The sequence below is a fragment of the Ruegeria sp. YKSF57 genome (assembly GCF_059612585.1).
The window spans coordinates 1-21,147 of sequence record NZ_JBXWQW010000060.1; the positions used below are offsets into that span (position 1 = coordinate 1).

Annotated in this window: 20 protein-coding genes and 2 pseudogenes; 7 read left to right on the top strand and 15 right to left on the bottom strand. The window is 56.5% G+C overall.

Annotated features, from left to right (window positions below):
- From glyA to AC2FLX_RS19325, 3 genes and pseudogenes are all read left to right on the top strand, one after another.
- Positions 1–409: pseudogene (glyA, locus tag AC2FLX_RS19315) on the top strand (serine hydroxymethyltransferase); the annotation flags it as partial.
- A gap of 17 nt (positions 410–426) precedes the next feature.
- Positions 427–1,404, top strand: a complete 978-nt coding sequence (locus AC2FLX_RS19320) for an HpcH/HpaI aldolase/citrate lyase family protein (RefSeq protein WP_496811358.1) — start codon at positions 427–429, stop codon at positions 1,402–1,404.
- A 204-nt stretch (positions 1,405–1,608) separates the two neighbouring features.
- The gene (locus AC2FLX_RS19325; RefSeq protein ID WP_496747546.1) at positions 1,609–1,791 is read left to right on the top strand and encodes a hypothetical protein; all 183 of its coding nucleotides are present in this window, start codon (positions 1,609–1,611) and stop codon (positions 1,789–1,791) included.
- 29 nt (positions 1,792–1,820) lie between these two features.
- Here AC2FLX_RS19325 and AC2FLX_RS19330 read toward each other — a convergent pair whose 3' ends face one another.
- From AC2FLX_RS19330 to AC2FLX_RS19350, 5 genes are all read right to left on the bottom strand, one after another.
- Positions 1,821–2,813, bottom strand: coding sequence for a branched-chain amino acid ABC transporter permease (locus AC2FLX_RS19330; RefSeq protein ID WP_480752141.1), 993 nt, complete (start codon positions 2,811–2,813; stop codon positions 1,821–1,823).
- Position 2,814: 1 nt separating this feature from the next.
- Positions 2,815–3,687, bottom strand: a complete 873-nt coding sequence (locus AC2FLX_RS19335; protein ID WP_496747541.1) for a branched-chain amino acid ABC transporter permease — start codon at positions 3,685–3,687, stop codon at positions 2,815–2,817.
- Positions 3,684–4,358 (bottom strand): ABC transporter ATP-binding protein, encoded by a 675-nt coding sequence (locus AC2FLX_RS19340; protein WP_496747539.1) that lies wholly within the window; start codon positions 4,356–4,358, stop codon positions 3,684–3,686. Before AC2FLX_RS19340 ends, AC2FLX_RS19335 begins: the two co-directional genes overlap by 4 nt.
- On the bottom strand, positions 4,351–5,079 hold the full coding sequence (locus tag AC2FLX_RS19345; RefSeq protein WP_496747537.1) for an ABC transporter ATP-binding protein: 729 nt from the start codon (positions 5,077–5,079) through the stop codon (positions 4,351–4,353). Before AC2FLX_RS19345 ends, AC2FLX_RS19340 begins: the two co-directional genes overlap by 8 nt.
- A gap of 83 nt (positions 5,080–5,162) precedes the next feature.
- Positions 5,163–6,365, bottom strand: a complete 1,203-nt coding sequence (locus tag AC2FLX_RS19350) for an ABC transporter substrate-binding protein (RefSeq protein ID WP_496811357.1) — start codon at positions 6,363–6,365, stop codon at positions 5,163–5,165.
- A gap of 318 nt (positions 6,366–6,683) precedes the next feature.
- Between AC2FLX_RS19350 and AC2FLX_RS19355 the strand changes: the two genes are divergently transcribed.
- From AC2FLX_RS19355 to AC2FLX_RS19365, 3 genes are all read left to right on the top strand, one after another.
- A complete protein-coding gene (locus tag AC2FLX_RS19355; RefSeq protein ID WP_496747533.1) occupies positions 6,684–7,145 on the top strand; it encodes an ester cyclase in 462 nt (153 codons plus the stop codon).
- A 120-nt stretch (positions 7,146–7,265) separates the two neighbouring features.
- Entirely contained in the window at positions 7,266–8,051 is a 786-nt protein-coding gene (locus AC2FLX_RS19360) for an SDR family NAD(P)-dependent oxidoreductase (RefSeq protein ID WP_496747531.1), read from the top strand.
- A 13-nt stretch (positions 8,052–8,064) separates the two neighbouring features.
- Positions 8,065–8,970: an ADP-ribosylglycohydrolase family protein gene (locus tag AC2FLX_RS19365; RefSeq protein ID WP_496808004.1), complete on the top strand. Its 906-nt coding sequence runs from the start codon at positions 8,065–8,067 to the stop codon at positions 8,968–8,970.
- A 529-nt stretch (positions 8,971–9,499) separates the two neighbouring features.
- Here the strand turns inward: AC2FLX_RS19365 and AC2FLX_RS19370 are convergent.
- The 6 genes from AC2FLX_RS19370 to AC2FLX_RS19395 all read right to left on the bottom strand — a co-directional run bounded on the left by AC2FLX_RS19370 (position 9,500) and on the right by AC2FLX_RS19395 (position 16,106).
- Entirely contained in the window at positions 9,500–10,432 is a 933-nt protein-coding gene (locus AC2FLX_RS19370) for a LysR substrate-binding domain-containing protein (protein ID WP_496811356.1), read from the bottom strand.
- 69 nt (positions 10,433–10,501) lie between these two features.
- On the bottom strand, positions 10,502–11,491 hold the full coding sequence (locus tag AC2FLX_RS19375; protein ID WP_496747525.1) for an ABC transporter permease: 990 nt from the start codon (positions 11,489–11,491) through the stop codon (positions 10,502–10,504).
- Positions 11,488–13,032, bottom strand: coding sequence for a sugar ABC transporter ATP-binding protein (locus AC2FLX_RS19380; protein ID WP_496747523.1), 1,545 nt, complete (start codon positions 13,030–13,032; stop codon positions 11,488–11,490). Before AC2FLX_RS19380 ends, AC2FLX_RS19375 begins: the two co-directional genes overlap by 4 nt.
- Before the next feature lie 26 nt (positions 13,033–13,058).
- Complete coding sequence (locus tag AC2FLX_RS19385) at positions 13,059–14,066, bottom strand: sugar ABC transporter substrate-binding protein (protein ID WP_496747522.1); 1,008 nt, start codon at positions 14,064–14,066, stop codon at positions 13,059–13,061.
- Between the two features lie 91 nt (positions 14,067–14,157).
- Positions 14,158–14,544: a hypothetical protein gene (locus tag AC2FLX_RS19390; RefSeq protein WP_496747520.1), complete on the bottom strand. Its 387-nt coding sequence runs from the start codon at positions 14,542–14,544 to the stop codon at positions 14,158–14,160.
- An 89-nt stretch (positions 14,545–14,633) separates the two neighbouring features.
- Positions 14,634–16,106 (bottom strand): amidase, encoded by a 1,473-nt coding sequence (locus tag AC2FLX_RS19395; RefSeq protein WP_496811355.1) that lies wholly within the window; start codon positions 16,104–16,106, stop codon positions 14,634–14,636.
- Between the two features lie 219 nt (positions 16,107–16,325).
- Here AC2FLX_RS19395 and AC2FLX_RS19400 point away from each other — a divergent pair.
- Positions 16,326–16,502: pseudogene (locus AC2FLX_RS19400) on the top strand (ATP-binding protein); the annotation flags it as partial.
- Between the two features lie 69 nt (positions 16,503–16,571).
- Here AC2FLX_RS19400 and AC2FLX_RS19405 read toward each other — a convergent pair.
- The 4 genes from AC2FLX_RS19405 to repA all read right to left on the bottom strand — a co-directional run.
- Positions 16,572–17,681, bottom strand: coding sequence for a Fic family protein (locus AC2FLX_RS19405; RefSeq protein WP_496875504.1), 1,110 nt, complete (start codon positions 17,679–17,681; stop codon positions 16,572–16,574).
- A 155-nt stretch (positions 17,682–17,836) separates the two neighbouring features.
- On the bottom strand, positions 17,837–18,892 hold the full coding sequence (locus AC2FLX_RS19410) for a helix-turn-helix domain-containing protein (protein ID WP_496811145.1): 1,056 nt from the start codon (positions 18,890–18,892) through the stop codon (positions 17,837–17,839).
- A gap of 176 nt (positions 18,893–19,068) precedes the next feature.
- Positions 19,069–20,037: a plasmid partitioning protein RepB gene (gene repB / locus AC2FLX_RS19415; protein WP_480752145.1), complete on the bottom strand. Its 969-nt coding sequence runs from the start codon at positions 20,035–20,037 to the stop codon at positions 19,069–19,071.
- The coding region (repA, locus tag AC2FLX_RS19420) for a plasmid partitioning protein RepA (protein ID WP_496875505.1) at positions 20,037–21,147 on the bottom strand (1,111 nt) is incomplete at its 5' end. The genes repB and repA, both read right to left, overlap by 1 nt.

Below are 21,147 nucleotides of genomic sequence, written 5' to 3' on the forward strand. Positions count from 1 at the left end.
GGTGCGCAAGAATGCCGACGCGCTGGCCGATCAGCTGATCAAAGGCGGGCTGGATATCGTCACCGGCGGCACCGACACCCATGTGATGCTGGTCGACCTGCGGCCCAAGAAAGTGACCGGCAACATCACCGACGCCGCCCTGGGCCGGGCGCATATCACCACCAACAAGAACGGCATCCCGTTCGACCCGGAAAAGCCGACCGTCACCTCGGGCATCCGCCTGGGCACCCCCGCCGGCACCACCCGCGGCTTCGGCGAGACAGAGTTCCGCCAGATCGCCGACTGGATCGTCGAAGTGGTCGACGGCCTGGCCGCCAACGGCCCGGACGGCAACGGCGAAGTCGAAGCCAAGGTCCGCGCCGAAGTCGCAGACCTCTGCGCCCGATTCCCACTATACCCGAACCTCTGAACCAAGGACGTCTAATCATGAGTTTTCATTCCATCGAACAGGCGCCCGCGCGTCTCAATCGCAGCGAACTGGCCGTTCCCGGCAGCCAACCCGGCATGTTCGAGAAAGCCGCAAAATCCGATGTCGATGTGATCTTTCTGGATCTGGAAGACGCCGTCGCACCCGACGAGAAAGAACAGGCACGCAGGAACATCATTCAGGCTTTGAACGACATCGACTGGGGCAACAAGACCATGTCGGTTCGCATCAACGGGCTGGACACGCACTATATGTACCGCGACGTGGTCGACGTTGTGGAACAGGCAGGGGAACGTCTGGACCTGATCATGATCCCTAAAGTAGGCACAGCAGCCGATGTCTATGCCGTCGACATGATGGTAACACAGATCGAGGATGCAAAAGGATACAAGAAGCGTATCGGGTTCGAGCACATCATCGAAACGGCGTTGGGCATGCAGAATGTCAGTGAAATCGCCGCGGCCTCGAAACGCAACGAAAGTCTGCATTTCGGAGTGGCGGACTATGCCGCGTCCACGCGCGCGCGGACAACGATCATTGGCGGTGTCAATCCTGACTATTCGGTACTGACCGATCCGGATGCCGGGGCCAACCGGGCGACACATTGGGGCGATATGTGGCACTATGCGCTGGCCCGTATGGTGGTCGCAGCCCGCGCCAACGGACTTCGCCCAATCGATGGCCCTTTTGGCGATTTTCAGGATCCCGATGGGTACAGGGCTGCGGCCAAACGTGCGGCCGTTTTGGGATGCGAAGGTAAGTGGGCCATCCACCCAAGTCAGATCGCCCTGGCCAACGAAGTGATGTCGCCCAGTGACGCCGAAGTGACAAAAGCACAGCGTATTCTTGTGGCAATGGCCGAAGCCGAGACAGCCGGAAAGGGTGCAGTATCCCTGGACGGCCGTCTGATCGACTATGCCTCGATCCGCCAGGCCGAAGTCATGGTAGAAAAGGCGCGTCAGATCGCTGCCGCCTGATCCGGCCATTTCCGGGCAAATGCCTGGGCCGCTGAATGACCCCGAAGGTCCAGGTCACCTGAATGGTCAAGAAGCGGGCCGGTATTTGCCCGTGGCTTTGCCGAGACATTTGCCGGTTTCACCCAAATCGGCCACAACTTGGTGGCACGGCAGCCTTTGCGTCAACACCAAGTCAGCGGAGCAACATCACATTGGCACATTGCGATGCCGTCAGGCGGTGGCATCCACGCCATCAACAGAACCGCCAAGATCAAGCACAAAAGCCGTTATCTGGTTTGCCCGCATTCCGCAGCGCGCAAATCTAAGATCGAGGTATTTCAGAACTGGCTTCTGGATCAGGCGGATCAATTCCGCGACAGCGACTATGGCCGCGAATTCTTTGAGTGAACCTACCCTGTAAACAGGGCAGGCCCGTTTTAGTTGCGTTTGTGAAACAGACCAGCCACGCCATTGGGCAGAAAGATCACCGTCAGCACCACGGCCACACCCAGCAGCAACAGGCGGTAATCGTCAAAGCTGCGCAGCAGTTCGTTGCCGATCACCACAATGAAGACACCCAGCACCGCACCCGGGAACTGGCCCATTCCGCCTATGGCCAGCATGACCATCGCCATCAGAAAGAACTCGGTTCCCAGCACCTTAGGCGTCACCACGCTGGTGTAGTGGGCATAAAGACCACCCGCCACGGCAGTGAAAACGGCAGATACGACAAAGGCCAGCATCTTGTATTTATACTCGTTGACCCCGATCGCCTGCGCAAAGGTGTCAGCATCGCGCATCGCGATAAATGCCAACCCCATACGCCCGCGCAGTACGATGAAATAGATCAGGTAGACGCAGACAGCCCCAAAGGCCAGTGCCACCCAATACCAAGTCAGCTTGTCGATTGAGGAGACCTGATACCCAAACAGATTCAGCCAAGGGATGCCCAGCAGGCCGGTATTGCCGCCCATGCCGATGGCCTTGCCCTGCTGGATCAACGGTGGCAGCGCCAGATGCACAGCAAAGGTGAACAACGCCACATATTCGCCCTTCAGCCGCAGGCTGGGAACCGCCACGATCAGACCGATCACCGCTCCGATCCCGGCTGCAGCCACAATCGCCAACAACGGCGTCAGCCCCGCATAGATCGACAGCATGGCCGAGCCGTAGGCCCCGAAGGTAAAAAACACCAGCTGCGCATAGTTGAAAATACCGGCATAACCCAGGATCAGATCCCAGCTGGCGATCACGATGCACCAGATGAACACCAGAATCAGTATGTGGTGGACATAGCTGTCGCCGATCACCCCGCCCAACACGGCCAGCCCGGCCACGACAGCCCAAAAGACCATCGAGTCGCGCTTGAGCCCGGTGCCGGTGAAGACCGACGGTATTTTGGCAAGGGTCGCGTTAACTTTCTCGGACATCTCAGTTCTCCCACACGCCGAACAGACCTTTGGGACGGACCATCAAGACAACGATCAGCATCAACAGCCAGGCCGGCATGGCCCAGCTTGGACCGATATAGAAAATGACAAAGGCTTCGAGTACGGCCAGGATGAAGGCCGCGACAAATGCCCCTTTGGTGCTACCCAGACCGCCCAGAACGACGATCACAAAGGCCTTGAGGAATGGCGCCCATCCACCTAGGGGCGAGACCAGAAAGACCGGGGCAAGCAGGATACCCGCCACACCTGTGAGAACCACGGACAAGGCAAAGGTGGTGGAAAACACCTGATTGACGTTGATACCGACCTGATTGGCGCCCTGCATGTCTTGACTGACCGCGCGCACAGCCTGACCATAGCGGCTTGCCGAGAGAAACAGCTCCAGCGCCCCAACAAGCGCCAGCGAGATCACAAAGATCGACAGCTTGTACCAGGTGATGGTGATACCGCCGATACTCAGAGAACCTTCGACGAAGGGCGCGATGGTGCGGGTTCCGGGGCCGAAAACCAGCTGCAACCCGTTTTCGATAATAAACGCCAGACCCAGCGTCACCATGATGGTGTTGATCTTCCAGTTATCAGATCCGCGCAGAGGCCGGATGATGGCCCGTTCAATCGCTACGCCGGTCAGCGCCAGCACTGGCAGCACCAGAGGAAATGCCAGCCACAGTGGCAGGCCTGGCCCACCCGCGACCAGATACCAGGCCAGAAACCCGCCTAGCGAATAGAGCGACCCATGGGCAAAGTTCAGAATGCGCGACGCACCATAGACCAAAGACAATCCAACGGCCACGACGCAATAGACCGCGCCCTGGGTGATGCCGCTGATCAGAATTTCGAGTATCTGCGTCATAGCACTTCCTGCATGTTGTCGGCACTGGCTTCGCGCACGATGCCCTCTTCGATCGAATAGACCCGATCGATCATGCCCTTGAGCAGGGCGAGGCTTTGTTCCACGATCAGGACAGTCAGGCCGTCCTTGTTCAGTTGCGAGACGGTCCTCAGCATCATCTCGGTCAAGTTCGGTGCCAGACCCAAAGAAGGCTCATCAATTGCAATCAGTGTCGGGTTCGACATCAGACCACGCCCCAACGCAACCATCTGCGCTTCACCGCCCGAAAGCGAACGGCACAGCTGTTTGCGGCGCTCGGCCAAACGGGGATACAGGGTAAAGACACGGTCGAGGTTTTGCGCCTCCTGCGCGCGAGCGCCGGACAGATAGGCCCCCAGCTGCAGGTTTTCGAGAACGGTCATGTCGGGAAACAGGCGACGGTCCTCAGCCACGTAAACCAACCCCTGCCCGACCAGATGTGGGGCCTTGCACCCGGCAATGTCGCTGCCTTCAAATCGGATCTGGCCCGATTTTACCGGCGTGAGTCCGCAAATCGCCTTGAGCAATGTGCTTTTGCCATGCCCGTTGGCCCCCACCACGGCCACCAGTTCGCCTTTGTCAACGCGCAGCGACGCATCATGCAACACGTGGAAGTCGTCGTAAAAGGCGTTGACGCACTCAACCTCAAGCATCGTGTTTCTTTCCCAGATAGATCTCGACCACATGGTCGTCATTCAGAACGACCTGCGGGGTGTCGAGCATGACGAATTCGCCAAAGTTGATGATCAGCACCCGATCCGCGATTTCGGCAAGCGCGCGCGTCTTGTGTTCAACCATTACGATGGTGATACTCAGTTCTTCGCGCACGTGACGGATGACTTGCAGGAACTCGACGATTTCCTCGGTGTTCAGACCGCCCAGAGGTTCGTCCATAAATATGATCTCGGGGCCTGTTGCCAGCGCCGCGCCCAGCATGATCCGCTTGCGGGTCAGCAGATTGGCTTGTGCCGCTGGCAAATTCAGATGATCTTCGAGTTGGGTCAGGAACAGGATTTCGTCCATAGCGATGCCGGGACCGCCGCCGCGCGCCTCCAGTCCGAACACGTTTCCGGCCAACAGGTTCTCCCCTACCGAAACAGACGATAGCAGCGTCGGGATCTGAAAGGTTTGCGCGATGCCCAACCCGCAGCGCTGATGCCGCTTGAGCCGAGTGATATCCTGGCCGTTGAAGATGACCTGCCCGGCCGTGGACCGCAGACCGCCGGTGCAAACATTCATCAAAGTCGATTTGCCGGCCCCGTTCGGCCCGGCCACACCCAAAATCTCCCCCCGCTCGATATGAAATGACATGTCGGTCAGCGCCCGGAACGGTCCGAACTGCATCGTGACATTTTCCAGCGACATTTGCGTCATGCAGCGTATTCCTGTGCTGATCCATGAAAAAGAGAAAATGCCGCGCCCGTCGCAAATGCGGAGGCGCAGCCAGTTGGGGAGTGTTAATTGATCCAGGATGGCTGTGCGATTTCGCCGACCTTCTGGTCGCCAACAACCAGGCGCACACGCTCGCCGTTCTGCACCTGGAACAGCTGTGCGGGTTGCGTGTCGGATCCGTTGTTGATGAAGTTGCGGTCGTTGAAATCAAAGGTGCCAACCAGACCCTCGTATTTCATTGATCGGATCGCGTCGGCAACTGCGTCATAATCCGACGCATCGCCCACCTGCTCAACTGCGGCGGCCCACATGTAAACCATGTCATAAACAGCTGCCGCCAGGCTAACCGAAGGTTCGAACCCATAGGCGGCTTCCCAGCGTTCCACAAAGGCATTGCCGGCGTCGTTGTCCTGATGCGCATTCAGGGTAAACGACAGCAGACCTTCGGCCTGACCTTGCGCGATTACGTCATCCAGACCGGTGGTGGCCCCGATATAGCCCACATTCAGAAGCACATCACCCGAGGGGTTTTCCTTGTATTGCGACAGGAAGGTAGTGGCCACGGCAGGTTCAAGCGCCTCAAGATGGATCAGCGAAGGCTGCGCTTCGCGGATCTGGCTCTGGATGCCGGTCCATTCCACGGTGTCATAGGGTACTTCCTGAATGTAAACCACTTCCCAACCTGCGGCTTCGGCAGCTTCGGCCATGGATCTGGCGTTGTTGATGTCCCATTCGAAATCGCCGTGCACGATGGCCAGGCGCTTGGTCTCAAAACTATGACCGGTGGTCATCATCATGTCGAACTGGGCTTTACCATAGTTCAGGTCGATATCCGACGCGTTGAAGATCGCTTTGCAGCTCATCCGCTCGGCCAGGTCGATCACCCCGGCAACCGCGTCATTGTGGATATAGGGAATGCCATAAGGGCAGAAGGCCGGTATGTCTGGGCCCATGCCACCATAGCCGTTGATCAGGGCGCTGACGCCGCCACGCTCGATCAGGTTGGCCGCAGCAGCGGCCAGTTTGTCCGGCGTCAGGTCACCGATGTCAAATGTGACCACTTCGATCTGGTTGCCCAACAAGCCCCCTTCGGCGTTGATCTCGCCCACGGCCAGGTTGATCGCCTGCTCCATCGTCTCGCCATCAGCGGCGAAATACCCGGTCAGCGGAATTGGCGCGCCCAGCGAAATGGTGTCGGCCATCGCCAAGGTTCCACTGGCGCCAAAAGCCATCGCACCCAGGGTGGATTTCAGAAAAGTCGTTGCCATTTTGTCCCTCCCGATTGGAACAGGTTGCGTTGGGCGACGACGCGGAAGGCGCTTGTTCTTTGACCTTTCCCAGCCCCGCGATCTGCATCCCGGTTCCGTCACCCTATGAAAGTTCAGCCGCATCATGCGGCCAGACTGACACCCCTCGGCACGCTGGAATCAGGCGCTTGAACGGCGTTGTCATTTTCATAGGGGCAAGTTTGTCCGCGCCTTGACTGAAATCTCTTCAGCCAAGACCTGAGGTTTCATCGGGTGACATTAGTAAGGTCCAGTTGCCACATTCCGTTGGGCAATAGATTTACCTACCGGAGAGCAACAATGACTGATCAAGAGCGCAACAAGGCAACGGTGGCTGACATCTACGCCACTTGCTGGAACAAGAACGACATGGTGCGCGTTGACGAGATATTCAACGAAGATGTGCGTCATGGTCTTCTGCTGGATGGGTGGCCCTCGGGCCGTGACGGGTTCAAAAAGCTGGTCGCCTTCTGGCGCGAAGCCTTCCCCGACATCCACGAAGACGCGATTGACCTGGTCGCTGACGGTAACACCGTCATGTCGCGCTTCCGCCTGCGTGGCACGCATTCCGGTGATTTCTATGGCGTCCCCGGTACAGGCCGCAAAGTCGACATCTATGGCGCCGAATGGTTCAAGTTCGACGAGAACGGCAAAGTGACGGATTACCTTTATCACGAAGACACGCTGGGCCTGTTCTTCCAGCTGGGCGTCATGCCCCTGCCCCATCTGAACATCGCAGGCGTCGACGGCAAAGAAAAGTGAGCCCGCGCGGCACCTTCGATCCACCGCTCAATACGGTCAGGTACGCGGGTACCTGACCTTTTGGCGTTGCAATGACCCAAACTCGGACGCGACCCGTTCATCTGCTTCAGGAGACCTGATATGGAACTGATTTCCGGCCTCGATTTCACCGACCAAACAGTGATGGTGACAGGCGCAAGCCGTGGCATCGGCCTTGGTGTGGCCCGCGCATTTGCGCTGCATGGGGCCGATCTGCACATCCTGTCCCAAGGAGAGGAAATCAATCAGGTCGCCCGCGATCTGGCGCAGGAGACCGGGCGCAATGTCACCGGCTGGATCTGCGACATCACCAACGGCGCCCGCGTGAAAGAGGTGTTTTCGCAAATCCCCGCGCTGGATGTGTTCGTTGCCAATGCCGGTCTGGAAGACGTCACCCCGATCAGCGACCAAAGCGATGAGGCCGAGGCCCGCTTTCGCCGCGTGATCGACATCAACGTAAACGGCACTTACCTAACTACCCGCGCAGCGGTACCGCTGATGGGTCAGGGTGGGCGGATCATCATCACAGCCTCGATCTGGGGCACGACCGCCGAACCGGACCTCAGCGCCTATATCTCGTCAAAACACGCAAATATCGGCTTCATGCGCGTGATGGCGAAAGAGCTGGGGCCAAAGGGCATTCGCGTTAACGCCGTCTGCCCCGGCTGGGTCCTGACTGGCCCCGCGCTCAACACCCTGCGGGAGATGGCGAAGGATCGTGGCGTGTCCGAAGAGATCATCGAAGGCGAGATCAGCGCCAGCCAATCCCTGCCCGGCGTGCAAAAGGCAAATGACGTTGCCTTGAGCTATCTTTACTTGGCCTCGCCCTTGGCGGCAAATATCACCGGACAGAAACTGAACGCGGACCGCGGCGCGGTCCAGGGATAATGGAGCCAAGGCGATGACAACAAATCGAAATCTCGTAACCGGTGCGCTGGTCGCGGATGCTGCCTCGCTGGGGTTGCATTGGCTCTATGATCAGCCCCGGATCGTCGAGCTGGGCGGTGACAATCCCGAATTCTGCGCCACCACGGCCCAGGATTTCGACGGCGTTCCAGCATACTTCGCACACCCGCTGAAGCAGCCTGGCGACTTAACGCAGTATGGTGAACAGTTGATGGTTCTTTTGAGTGCGCTGGCCCAGTCTGGTGGTACTTATGACCAAAAAGCCTATAACGCGGCCTTCGTGGCGCATTTCGGCTATGGTGGTACATTTGTCGGCTATATCGACCATGCTACCCGTGAAACGCTGGAAAATCTTGCGGGTAAAGCGTTGGACACGCCTTGCGGAGCAAATGACGTGCAACTGCCAGCCATCGCCAAACTGCCCGCGCTGGTGGCGGCAGGATTGGAAGGCCGCGCGTCGGATGCGGTACGCACGACCAATGTATCGCATGCGGCGGAAAAATACGGAGCCGTCGCCACGGCAATGCTGGTCTCGGCGCGTGATGGCGGATCAGCCAGCGATATCGTCGATGCCGCGATGGCTGCAGCGGATGCCGATATCCTGTCCAGACTGGAACTGGCCCGTGCCTCTACCGATCGCAGCAACCAGGAACTGACCGCCGAACTTGGTCTGGCATGTGAACTGGAAAGCGGCGTGCCCAGCGTATTGCACAACCTATTGACTTCGAAGTCCTACAAAGATGCCATTCGAACCAACATCCTGTCCGGCGGCGACAGTTGTGGCCGGGCCCTTCTGCTAGGTGCGGTGTGCGGGGCCTTGTACGGTGTGCCTCAGGATTGGCTGGATCGCCTAAACAATAAATCCAGAGTTCAATGCCTGATGGACCAGTTGGGCCTTTGACATTGAGTGTCCGGGACCACTTCAAGGGGCCCGGACATATCCCCTTCTCCAGCAGTAAAATCTCGATTGCCAGATCGGAGTAGCCGCCTGACCGCCGCGGGAGACATTCGTTGCAATCCGAGCAGTTCGCGACCCGGTTCTTTGCCTTGGGAAACTTGTCGCGGCGAGAATGCACAGCGTAATCGACACATCGCCGCCATTGCTCAAGAGGGCAGATTGAACTGACAAACTGAGACGGAATACCATCAACGATCACGGGTTTAAGCCCAGATCGGCAGATGGAAACAACTTATCGGTGATCGCTTGCAATCACGTGATTTCGACTGTCAAACCGCCGAAGCGAAAATAGCTTCGAGGGCATTCAACCGCATGACATCTCTCGGTGGCGCGAAGTATAAGCGTCCGCTGAAACGATGGGGTTTGGGAAATCTCGTCTCAATCCTGTTCCATGCAACACGGTCGGTTGGTGCGGCAAATAACTGGTGTTTCTGCGGGTTTTCGCTGAATTGGCGTTCCAAGAGACGAATCATCAGCCGCCTTGCGGAATAAACTTCAAGCCATAGGCACTGTCACGAAATACATCCGCCTCATTAAGCAGCCAATCCTGAAACGCTCGTACTTTCGCGGATTTTGCCCGCTCCATCGGGCAAACAAGAAAATAGCTGCGGTCCCGCAGTACAAATGGCAGGGGGGCAGCAATTCGACCACGTTCAATCTCGCGCGAGGCAGCTATGACGCTGACCAACGCAGCGGCCTTGCTATCCATTGCAGCCTCAATGCACATGATCTCGTCACTGAAATTGGCAATGGGTTTCACTTTGGACCCATCCAATCCCACGGATTTGAACCAAGCCTGCCAGTTCGGATCACCCGTGTCAAAGCCCAGCCATTCATATTCCACCAGATCTTGGTTCAGCAGATCTTCGGGGGTTTTGATCTTGTGCTCCATCTGTTTCGAACAGATCGGCGTTACAAAATCGTCCAACACCCAGGCGGCGTGCTCCTCGGGGTCGGGATTGTCCGTGTATCTTATAGATATATCGACGCTGAACCGCGCAAAATCCAGAACCGTGTCCGAGGCGATCACCTTGACCTCCAGCTGCGGATACAGCCGGCTAAACTTGGGCAGGCGCGGGCTTAACCAACTCCAGGCAAAGGACCGCGTGGTTGTCACGATCAACTCGCCCTCGACCTCGTCAGTGCTCAGTTGTGCGATGCCCAGATTGAGGTTGCGAAATGCATCGGTCACAAAGGGGCGCAGCATCTCACCTTCTGGCGTCAACTTGAGCGAGCGGGTCAACCGGTGGAACAATTGCGCGCCCAGTTGCGTCTCAAGCGTTTTCAATCGATGGCTAATAGCGGTCGGGGTCAGCAGAAGTTCTTCGGCTGCCAGCTTGATGCTCATATGCCGTGCCACGGCCTCGAACGCCTGCAGGCTTGTCAGAGGCGGTAATCTCTTCACGGTTCCACATCCTCTGAATACGCGACACCCCTCCGACAGCGGAGGGGGTCATTCTTGGCAAGTATGGGATCAGCTTCGTTGCGCGCGCAAGACATCCAGCCCAGCCGCCACAATCAGAACGAGGCCCGTTGTCATTAGACTCAGCTCAGTTGGGACATTCATGAGAATTAGCCCGTTCGACAACATGCCCAATAGCCAGACCCCCAATACCACGCGCAAAACCGATCCCTTGCCACCTGTAAACGGGATACCTCCTAGAAGTACGGCCGTTAGAACGCTCAGTTCCACTCCGATGCCCAACGTCCCTGCCGGAGCCGAGTTAATGCGCGATATACTCATCAATGCCGCCACCGCGACAAAAAAACCGGTCATTGCATACAGCCCAACTCCGATCACCTTGACCCGCAGGCCAACCAGAAACGCTGCGCGCTGATTCACGCCAAGGGCTACGATCTGCGGTCCGATGGGTAGCAAGGACATGACACCGACGCCCAGACCGATAACGGCCAACATGATCCAGGTCAGAATTGGCAGGCCCAAAACGCGCTCGTAGCCGATAACCAGAAACTCTTCGGGGAAACCAAAGATCGGGTTTGGTGCCAACCATTGTGCAAGGCCCCTAATCAGTGTCAGGGTGCCCAAGGTCACAATAATCGGTGACATTCCGATGGAAGACACCATCATTCCGTTGATCGTGCCCACAATTGTCCCAATCAAAAGCGTCACCAGCACCGCGCCGGCGATACCTAACGGTTCAAAACACAACCCTGCCACCACGCCGCACAGTGCCAGCGTTGATCCAACCGATAAGTCAATCTTGCCCGCCATCAAGAGCAGGGCGAAGGGGATCGAGATTGTCATCAGAGCCGAAACCTGCACCGAGATTGCGATCCAGTTGTTCACGGTCATGAACACCGGCACCTTGATATAGAAAAACAGCGCCAGCAGGGCGATGGCCACCGGCAGCGACGCCGCAACCGCCAGTTCGAACCAATCGCGGTCCTTCTTGTTGTTCGTCGCAGCCCCCGCTACGCCTCTTGTCAGTCCTGTATCGGTCATTGCGTAAATTCCATCTGGCTTGCGGCTTCAGATGCGCCGTCTTGTGTTCCATGTTCGGCCTTGTGGGCCAGTTCGATCAGCGTTTCTTCGTCATGCGGGTTGTCGATCAGCGCCACTTGCTGGCCCCGGCCCAGAACCATAACCCGATCCGCAAGATGACAAATCTCGGTCGCGTCCGAGCTGGCGATGATGATTGTTGTCCCCAAGCGCTTCACAGCAGCCAAAGCCTCATACAGCTCGTGCCGCGCACCGATATCCACGCCTTGTGTTGGTTCATCCAATAGCAGCAGCTTCAGTCCGACCCCATCGACCAGCCAACGGCCTACCATGATCTTCTGGGCATTGCCGCCACTGAACCGTTGCCCCTGCATACGCGGGTTTGGGGGGTGGATGTTCAGGCGGCGTGCGGCTCGTTCGAACTCAATCCCTTCGCGGCTGAAATTGCGTAGCAGCCTTGGCATGGGAGCGCGGCCCAAATGGGGAACAAGCAAGTTTTCCACAGCGGAAAAGCTGGCAAACAGGCTTTGTTCCTTGCGGTCGCTGGCAACCAAGGCAATGCCCTGCTCCAGAGCCTCACGCGGGGTGCGGAAATGGCGGATTTTCCCGTTGAACTCAAGCGCACCGCCTGATTGGCGGGTCGCACCTGACAGGCATTCCAGCAATTCGGTACGCCCTGCCCCCATTAACCCGTATATGCCCAACACCTCACCCGGATGCAGACCCACACTGATCGGCCCGACAAAGCTGGTTTCCAGTTCCCTCAGGCGCAACACCTCGGAGCCTTCCGCCTGAAACGGGATTTTCTCGAGACCCGTCACCAGCGCATCAGGCGAGATCGCGTCGGTCATGTCCGCAATCGAGACCTCATCTACCGGTTTGGTCCAAAGGATGCGACCATCACGCAGGATGGTGATACGGTCGGCAATCTTGGGGATTTCGTCCAGGAAATGCGTCACATAAATCACGCCGATCCCATCACTGGCCACCGCTTGGCGGATCACCTCGTGCAATGCCTTGGCCTCGCGGTCCGATAAAGACGCCGTGGGTTCATCAAGGATCAGGAATTTAGGTTTCAACCGCAGCGCGCGTGCGATTTCCACCACCTTGCGCTCGCCGACACCCAAAGTTCCCAGATCGCTGCGCGGGTCGATATCATCAACACCCAGACGGGTCAGCAATTCCTGCGCCTGTGCGTTCTGGGAGCGGCGATCCACAAGGCCGCCGCGCCGGATTTCGTGGCCGAGAAAGATATTCTCGGCCACGCTCAAACCTTCGAAGACCTGGAAATGCTGATAGATGATCGCAATGCCCAGATCCTGAACCTGTCGGGGCGTAAATCCCCGCAGCGAGGCGCCTTCGACAAGGATATCCCCTGTGTCTGCGTCCTGAGCCCCGCTGACACAATTCAGCAGCGTGGACTTACCGGCTCCGTTGGCACCGAGGAAGGCCAGAACCTGACCCCCTTCAACCGTCAGATCCACGCCTTTGAGCACATTCACCGGCCCGTAGGATTTGCGCAGATCTTTAACCTCAAGACGCATGAGTGTTCTCCCCGTCAACGATGGCTTTAGTTGTCGAAATTCGCCAACAGCTGATCCAGCAGCGCCTGATCGTCATGGGTGGCCAGAACGGTGGGCGTGTAAGCAAAGGCCGGGCCGTTGCCGCGTATCGCGTTCAGCGCCTGATCGACGATGTTCGCACCCAGCTCGTTCAACAGGATCGCAGCCGAGGCACGGTAGGCCCCGCCATCCTTGATCGCGGTCAGCGCCTCGGCCGAGCCATCCTGACCGGCCACAAACATCGCATCCGGGTCCGCACCCGCCAGCTTGATCGCGCGCAACGCGCCAACAGCGGCATCATCTGCCATGCCGATCACGATATCCAGATCGGGGTGCTGCTGCAGAACCGTTTCCGTCACGCGCAGTCCGTTGGTCTGGTCGGCGGCATCTTGTTCGGCGACCACTTCGATACCGTTCTCTTCAAAGATCCGCTTCACCTCGGTCCAGCGCGGACTGAGAGACGGCAGCGGTGTCAGGGTGGTCACCAGCGCCTTGGCATCTTCAACATTGTTTTCCTTGACCCAGTCGACAGCGGCATTGGCCACGATCTGACCAGATTGGGCGTGGTCAAAGCCGACAAATCCGTCGGAGCCTTCCATCTGGCCCAGATAGGTCAGCCATTTGATGCCCTGTGCCTGGGCCTGACGTTGCAGCGGCTGCAGCGCGGTGGGTTCGATCGGCAATACCACGATGGCATCAACGCCCAGTGTGATCCAGCCCTGGATCGCGTTGATCTGCTGTTCCAGATTGTTGCCTTGCGTGTTGTCGTGCAGCACCGTTACACAACCGAGATCAGCGGCGCGTTCGGTGGCAAAGCGGCGCACCTGTTTGACAATGATCACTTCGGATACCGAATGGCTATAAGCCACCTTGTACTCCGTGCCATCGGCGCAAGCGTCTGCGGCGGCGGACCGAACCTGTTCGGTTGTGACCGATTTGATCTCATCGGCGCTGGCCATGCCAACGGAAGAAGCCAGCACGACGCTAGCGGTGAATTTTCTGGCTAGGTTTTTCATGAGTATCCCTGTCGTTATGTTGGGGAAAAGTGTGGTTTTCACAGTAGTTATTAGTGGGTGCGGCACAGAAACTGCACCGCACCAAAGGGTCTTAAAATTCGAAGACGTTGGAATATTTCACCGACAGCGAGTCCCCATCGACCAGCGACAGGAAGCCCTTGGTGCGCGGGTCTTCGACAAAACGCGGCAGCGCGGCTTCGGCAGTTTCCAGCGAGGTCCAATAGACAACTTCGACCCAGGACCCATCGGTGTTGCGGGCCAGGTGGCGGGCGACAAAGCCGTCATAGCCTTCTAGAACTTCGTCCATGGCCAGCGTTTCGCGCAGGAACTCATCGGGGTTGGCGCCATCGACCAGATTGAATTCCAGGTATTCAACAATGACAGCGTCGGTGATCGGGCGGGCTTCGGCCATGGCAGTGGTAGCAGCGCCCACGACCATTGCAGCCGAAAGTGCGAGTGCTTTCAAAGTGGTTTTCATCGGGTTTCTCCTGTTGGGTTTGAACAATAAGGGACCGGCGCCCTGCTGCGCAGGGCGGGCAAGACACCGGCCAGGGAGGTTCTTGCGAATTAAAGCGAGATGCGGTCGTAGTGCTGCATCCACGGGCGCAGACGTTCGAACGCTGCTGCCGCAGCCAGCACGTCGCCATCAGCCTGTCGGCGACCCGCGATATGCAGACCCACCGGCAGACCCGATGTGCCCAGACCTGCGGGCACCGATACCGAGGGATGACCGGTGAAGTTGGTAAGGAAGGTAGGACACCAGCCGATCAGCGGATCAATCTTGACGCCGTTGATCTCGGATGGGCCTTTTGTGTTGCCATCATCCGTGTTCTTGACCGGCATCGCCGTCACGGTGGGTGATGCGATCAGGTCGTACTTGGCGAAGGTGGCCTGATAGGCATCAAACACTTCGGTCCGCACCGACAGATCGCGATAGAGGTCATCGGCGCTGTAGCTCGGGCCGACACGCTCCACCCAGTCCAGTAGTTCCGGCGGCAATCCGTGGCGATGTTCTTCGGACAGCAGGTCCAGCCCGCCGGCTTTCATGCCGTCAAAGGCGTGGCGCATGATTGGCACGAACAGACGGCACCAGATATCGCTGTATTCATGCTGATCTCGGGTCAGGCCGATCTTGATCTCTTCGACTTCGGCCCCGGCCTGTTCAAAGACCTTGACCGCATTGGCGATAACCTCGGAGACTTCGTTTTCAATCGGGAACACGTCCAGATTGGGGCTGAAGCCAATCTTCATTCCCTTGATGCCGCGCAGACCCGCATCAGCGAAGTCATTGACCATGTTGTGGCAATTCGGATCAGCCGGGTGCATTCCCTGCAAGATGCCCAGAGACACGATGGCGTCCTCGACATTGCGGGTAATGGTGCCCTCGAAGATGTAGGGAAGCGTATTGGCAAAACCGTTCGGGCGCACCAGAAGGGGCGTGCGTCCAGCGCTGGCGCGGTACCCTACTGTGTTGGTCCAGGCCGCCGGAATGCGGATTGAGCCGCCGCCGTCGGTGCCCTCAGCCATGGGCAGCAAACCTGCCGCTACGGCCGCCGCTGAACCCCCGGAAGACCCACCCGCGTTGCGGCTTGTGTCGAACGGGTTCGAAGTCGGACCAAAGGCCACATTATCAGTGGTGCCGCGAAAACCCAGAGCGGGACTGTTAGTCTTGCCGACAAAGATCGCGCCGGCGTTTTCCATGCTGTTGACAAAGCCGCATTTCATGTCGGCGATGTTGTCTTTCAGCTGCGGAATACCGCCCAGAGTGCTTGGCCAGCCCGGCTTGAAGTCAAACAGATCCTTCATCGCGGTGGGCACGCCATGCATTGCGCCCAACTCGTCGCCACGGGCGACAGCTGCGTCAGCTTCCTTAGCGCCGTCCATCGCCTCATCAAAGGCAGTAAAGACAAACGCGTTCAGCTTGTCATTTGCCGCTTCGATCCTGCCGATCGCGGCCTCCATCACTTCAGCCGACGACACGCGGCGTTCCCGAATGGCCAATGCGGTTTCCGTTGCGCTGAGCTTAGCTAGATCAGTCACGAGTAATTCCTCCCGTTTTCGTTCCATCACCCGAATGTGACGAGTGTCTGGCTTGAAAACAGAATTGCGTAACCTCGGTTTCCAGCAACTGAGAAAAGCTCAGCCAATACGTGAGCGAGAAACTTGAATTAGAAATAGTTATTTAATAATAACTTCTTATCGCGGTTTCATACCGAACATATACACGCAGTGAAACTGCACTTCTATTTGTTTCTTCTCCTGACCTTTGGCGAATGGCCGAGTGTGTTCGGAGATGCCAAGATGACCACCGCGCTCGTCGATCGGCTTATCCATCACTGCGAGATCGTCGAGACCGGCAACGAAAGCTGGCGTTTCCAGAACGGCGCATACCGCCAATCCGAAACCCCGCAGGCCCGCTGCAACCACGTCAGTTGAAGATTACGCAGTACCGAGCCTGCTTAGCACCAGAGGGGTCAATAAGGAATGCCGATTGACATTCAGCGCCTACCCTTCCCGGTTCAGCTTTAACCAATAGCGTGTGTACCGGAGCTCACCCATGCGGGTCAGAGCGCCCTTCTCCACCAGATCCTGTAGATCTCGCGTCGTAGTGGCGCGTGACGTTCCCGTTATCGAGATATAGTTCTCTGCGCTCAGCCCTCCTTTGAATCCATCCGGTCCCGCTTTGAACAAACGGGCGATCACCTTGCTTTGGCGGGCATTGAATTGATCACGATGCCGGTCGTAGAAATGCGCCTTGGATATAAAGAAACCAACTCGTGCAAGCGATACCTGCTGTGCTTTAAGTACAGTTTCGGCAAACCAGACAAGCCATGGTGTGACGTCCAACGTCTTTTGATGGCGTTCGAGCCGGTCGTAGTAAGCCTTCCGATCTCGCTCGATCGCGAAAGCAAGAGCAATCAGGCTAGGCTGACCAATGTTTTGCGCCAGGGACTTTTCAGCCAGCGCCCTGCCCAACCGGCCATTGCCGTCTTCAAAAGGGTGAATGCTTTCGAAATACAGATGGCTCAATCCGGCCCGGATCAGTGCGCGCAATGGTTCGGGACCACTTGGTGCGGTCCGATTGAACCAGCTTACGAACTGGTCCATTTCAGCTGGAACCTGATACGAAGGCGGTGCTTCGAAATGCACCGCTGGGCGATCGAATCGGCCTGACACGATTTGCGTCGCATCCTCATGGCTCCGATAGGCTCCGATCGTTTCCAGATGCCTGTCATGCGATAGCAACATGTCGTGCCACCGAAACAAAGTGTCGTGTGAAAGCGGCTCCGCATAGGTGGAGTAAACATCCACCATCATCTCAGAAACCCCCTGCTCGCGCGGTTTGGTTGGATAGCTGTCGGGAGCCAGCCCAAGATGCCGACGCAACGAAGACTGAACACTGAGACGATCCAGCATCTCACCTTCGATCGCGCTGGTTTTCATTGCCTCTTCGCTCAGAAGGTCGATACGCAATTGATCTTGATCCCACGTATTCACATGGCGCACTGCTCCAAGGACTTCCCCGGAGGACAACAGGAACTGTTGCTCGTAAGGTTCAAGTCTTGCGGCATCGTAACAGAATGTCGGCCAGTCGGGGTTCTGCCAGTTCCACATGGTGAGGTATAATAATCCAGTCTATAACTCATGATATATGAGTTTATGATTTATAGAGGTCCATCCTATTGCTCACATTTTCCGGAATTGTTCAATCCGATCATCGATTGGAAGGGCAATCTGATGACGAAACATTTCTTCCTGTTTCACAAAAACTAAGAGCTATTTGAGGTTCGCGATAGCATTGCCTTTGGGGACAGCTCTCCCTTTTCGATCTTAGCCAACAATGAAATCAAATAAGCTCCTGGAGACTTTATATTTTCAGCACGTTGAAAGATGTATCCTAGAACGATGAAACGAATAGCTGGCCCAAACGTTGCTTTCATCGCATACCAGGTTTGGCCAAGTCGTAGATAGTCTGCGATATCATCCATAATCCGATCACAGTGGTGCTGATCTTTTGCAAAGCGTAGTTCTGAGCACAACCGTGGAAAGCTACGCTCCATTTGTTCAGGAGAAACTTGAATCTGAGAGAATTTTTCTTTCTTAACTTCCGTATTCAAAGAGTCCTCTTTGTGCCCCTCAATTTCACTGTCACTGGCCCTCAAATTTTCTGTATCTGTCTGTGTTATCTCAGAGATTTCCACAGAGATTTCTACCAGCAACCTGCTGAGTACATTCCCGTCTGGTTTGCGACGCAGAGCATTGCGTACGGTGGTCATCAAATCAGAGATCGCGGTGTCGTTTGCAACCAGTTCCCTGAGACGCGCGAGAGCGGCCGAAACCTTGTCTCGGAGTACAGTGAACTCCAGAACTCGATCAGCATGTCTCTGAGCTTCCTGGATGAACTCGGCATATCTTTCAGACAAAGGCATTAGGGACAGCCCTGTTGCTGTAACCACCCTGCCCTGTCGATCCCGGCGAGCCCAACGTTTGCCGTTTGCGCTCATGATGCGACGGATTAGTCCAAGCTCGACCAGTGCGGAAATATGGCGCTCAACAGTCTGTACGCTGACATGAGTTCGTTTGGCGATGGCTGCGTTGGAAGCGAAGCAGATATGGTGATCATCCTGGTCTGAAGAAATCTGATCCCCGCTCATGAAGGAAATCATTGCCCTCAGGACATTGAGAGATGTGGATTTTAACCCAAGAGGTTCTCTGGCCTCTTCAACCGCGCGAAGAAGTATCCATTTTTTGGGCGTGCTATTCCCCTGCCCTGCCGTTCCCGACAAGGTCGCTCCATTTGGAGCCAATGCTGATAGTGTTTTCATGATTTTCTGACAGCAGACAAAGAAAACCTGTTCACCCAGAGGTGTTTTCTCTTGTGTGGCGATTCGGGTGCTGCTAGATTCTAGGTGTCTAATCTAAGAATTGCGCTTTGCGCAGCAGCCCTCGAAACTCCGGTTTCGGGGGTTTTCTTGTTTGCCTTCCTCCTTTCTGCTCGGCCTCAGTTCTTTTTCTTGGTGTTTACAGCTGTAAACTCTGCGTGTGAGCGCTTGATGATTTCAGCCATGTTTTTGTCCAACCAGTCGGCGAAACCTGCGTTCGATCCCGCTCTTTTGACAGAGACAGTCAGCGCGCCGTTGCTGGATCTGATTGTGACGCCTTCGATTGGACTGACTTCGGCGACACCTTCTTTTTGTCGCGCACCGCGTTTGGTTGCTGCTTTCAGGAGCAATTCCAGCCGATCATCTGACGACACCGATGGTTCTACGGATGTTAGCAGGCTTGCAGCTTCATCCATCGACAGTTTGCCCGCATGAAAGTGTTCTGCGAGCGTGGTCCATTTTGGACGACCAGATTTTGGGGCTGCACCGATCAGGTCACCAATCCGTGCAGGAACATGCTGCGTAACTTTTGTCAGGTGAGATAATCCCGATTTAGTAAGGTTCAGCACTTGCCTTACCGTTGCAGTGTCATGCCCGGAAGTCAGGATTGCCTCGGCGAACCGCGCTTTTTCGTAGAAGGAAAGGTTACGCCTCGCAGCGTTTTCAAGCCCTTTGGCGAGCAACGCTGATGCATCATCGATATCCTGAACATTCGCCCGGACCTTGATTCCGAGTTCACGACAAGCCTTGAGCCTCCGTCTGCCATATATTGCCTCGTATCGACCGTCAGATTTGGACCTTCTGACGAGAATTGGAACTTGTTGGCCGCCGTCCTGGATGCTTGACACCAAGCTCTCAAAGCTGTCGTCTTCTTCGTCGGGGTTTACAGCTGTAAACTCACCGAGTCTGTCGACCGGCCCCCAATCGTCGATAAGTGCAGGGTCAATTTCTCTGATTGCGGCGAGAGACCCTTGAAGCGCACCAAGGGCAGGGGCATTGGGTCTTGGTGCTTTTTCGATGGCTTTGGAGCTGGAGCGCGCAATGGTGTTAGCGATTCCCGACATCTCTTGAAGCGATTTTCTAGCCATTAGCTGCGTCCCCATGCCTGATGGATCATGTGCTCGACTTCGGAGCCGATCGCATCCATTGAGTTCTTCGCCCGATCATAGGTTGCGCGTGTCATTTCCGACCGCACAACTTCGTAAATTGATTGTTTGAGCATTGTGGCGTCACTGATTGCGGTGCTCTTGAGCGCCGTTGCTGACATTACTCTGTCCTGAAACAGTGCTCGCATGAACGAAGCCAGCTGTTGAGATGGCACGTCGGTTGGTTCGTCACGTGTTATCAGGAACTTGAAGTTGTCATATTCGAGAGTGGCGCCGGCATCTTCGATAACCGCCATATAGGCACCGGCGAGTTCGAGAAATTGAGCCGTCGAAGACACGTCAAGCATTGACGGTGTCAGTGGCACAAGCAGTGAACTGGCGGCGGCCATGCCGGCTATTGTCAAGAACCCGAGTTGAGGCGGGCTATCAATTAGCACAAGGTCAAAATCGCCTTCCACCTGGGCCAGGGCATTTCTAATTCTCGTAAAGAACGGATGGTCTGGGTTGGAGTGGACGGCAGATTCTGTCTCAAATTCCGATAGAACAAGCCGTGACGGCGCCACAGACAGGCCAGGAAAGTATGTAGGAAGCACAACGTCCGCCATATCAACCGGATCTTCGTATCGAATAGCGTCGTAAATCGTCAGCCCGTCAAACTCTATTTCCGGGCTGATCCCGCACATGGATGTAAGCGAGCCTTGGGGATCCAGGTCAACGGCTAGAACACGGTAACCGCGAAGAGCAAAATAGTGTGCCAGGTGAACTGTTGTGGTGCTCTTGCTGCTGCCACCTTTGAAGTTCATCAACTGCCAGACCTGGAGTTTTTCTCCTTCAGTCCGACGGGGGATATAGCGTCCCTTTTTGCGAGAGGTCTTCTCAAGCGTTTCGCGAGCTTCCCAGAGCTCTTGGGCGGTATAGTAACGTCGTCCACTGCGCACGTCCTTTGGTTCAGGAATCGTTCCTTCCACGTGGACCTTGCGCATGAATTGACCTGAGACACCTAAGAGTTCGGCTGCTTCTGGTGCTGCAAAGTTGCGTAGTGATTTAGTGTTGTCCGGGGCAAAAGCCGCAAGAAGATGTTCCCGGATAGCC

Coding starts and splice junctions, on each gene's coding strand:
- AC2FLX_RS19390 (WP_496747520.1), bottom strand. CDS start 14,544: ATGAAAACCACTTTGAAAGCACTCGCACTTTCGGCTGCAATGGTCGTG.
- AC2FLX_RS19320 (WP_496811358.1), top strand. CDS start 427: ATGAGTTTTCATTCCATCGAACAGGCGCCCGCGCGTCTCAATCGCAGC.
- AC2FLX_RS19345 (WP_496747537.1), bottom strand. CDS start 5,079: ATGACGCAAATGTCGCTGGAAAATGTCACGATGCAGTTCGGACCGTTC.
- AC2FLX_RS19405 (WP_496875504.1), bottom strand. CDS start 17,681: ATGTGGAACTGGCAGAACCCCGACTGGCCGACATTCTGTTACGATGCC.
- AC2FLX_RS19380 (WP_496747523.1), bottom strand. CDS start 13,032: ATGCGTCTTGAGGTTAAAGATCTGCGCAAATCCTACGGGCCGGTGAAT.
- AC2FLX_RS19365 (WP_496808004.1), top strand. CDS start 8,065: ATGACAACAAATCGAAATCTCGTAACCGGTGCGCTGGTCGCGGATGCT.
- AC2FLX_RS19340 (WP_496747539.1), bottom strand. CDS start 4,358: ATGCTTGAGGTTGAGTGCGTCAACGCCTTTTACGACGACTTCCACGTG.
- AC2FLX_RS19375 (WP_496747525.1), bottom strand. CDS start 11,491: ATGACCGATACAGGACTGACAAGAGGCGTAGCGGGGGCTGCGACGAAC.
- AC2FLX_RS19330 (WP_480752141.1), bottom strand. CDS start 2,813: ATGTCCGAGAAAGTTAACGCGACCCTTGCCAAAATACCGTCGGTCTTC.
- AC2FLX_RS19325 (WP_496747546.1), top strand. CDS start 1,609: ATGCCGTCAGGCGGTGGCATCCACGCCATCAACAGAACCGCCAAGATC.
- AC2FLX_RS19385 (WP_496747522.1), bottom strand. CDS start 14,066: ATGAAAAACCTAGCCAGAAAATTCACCGCTAGCGTCGTGCTGGCTTCT.
- AC2FLX_RS19360 (WP_496747531.1), top strand. CDS start 7,266: ATGGAACTGATTTCCGGCCTCGATTTCACCGACCAAACAGTGATGGTG.
- AC2FLX_RS19410 (WP_496811145.1), bottom strand. CDS start 18,892: ATGAAAACACTATCAGCATTGGCTCCAAATGGAGCGACCTTGTCGGGA.
- repB (WP_480752145.1), bottom strand. CDS start 20,037: ATGGCTAGAAAATCGCTTCAAGAGATGTCGGGAATCGCTAACACCATT.
- AC2FLX_RS19355 (WP_496747533.1), top strand. CDS start 6,684: ATGACTGATCAAGAGCGCAACAAGGCAACGGTGGCTGACATCTACGCC.
- AC2FLX_RS19350 (WP_496811357.1), bottom strand. CDS start 6,365: ATGGCAACGACTTTTCTGAAATCCACCCTGGGTGCGATGGCTTTTGGC.
- AC2FLX_RS19335 (WP_496747541.1), bottom strand. CDS start 3,687: ATGACGCAGATACTCGAAATTCTGATCAGCGGCATCACCCAGGGCGCG.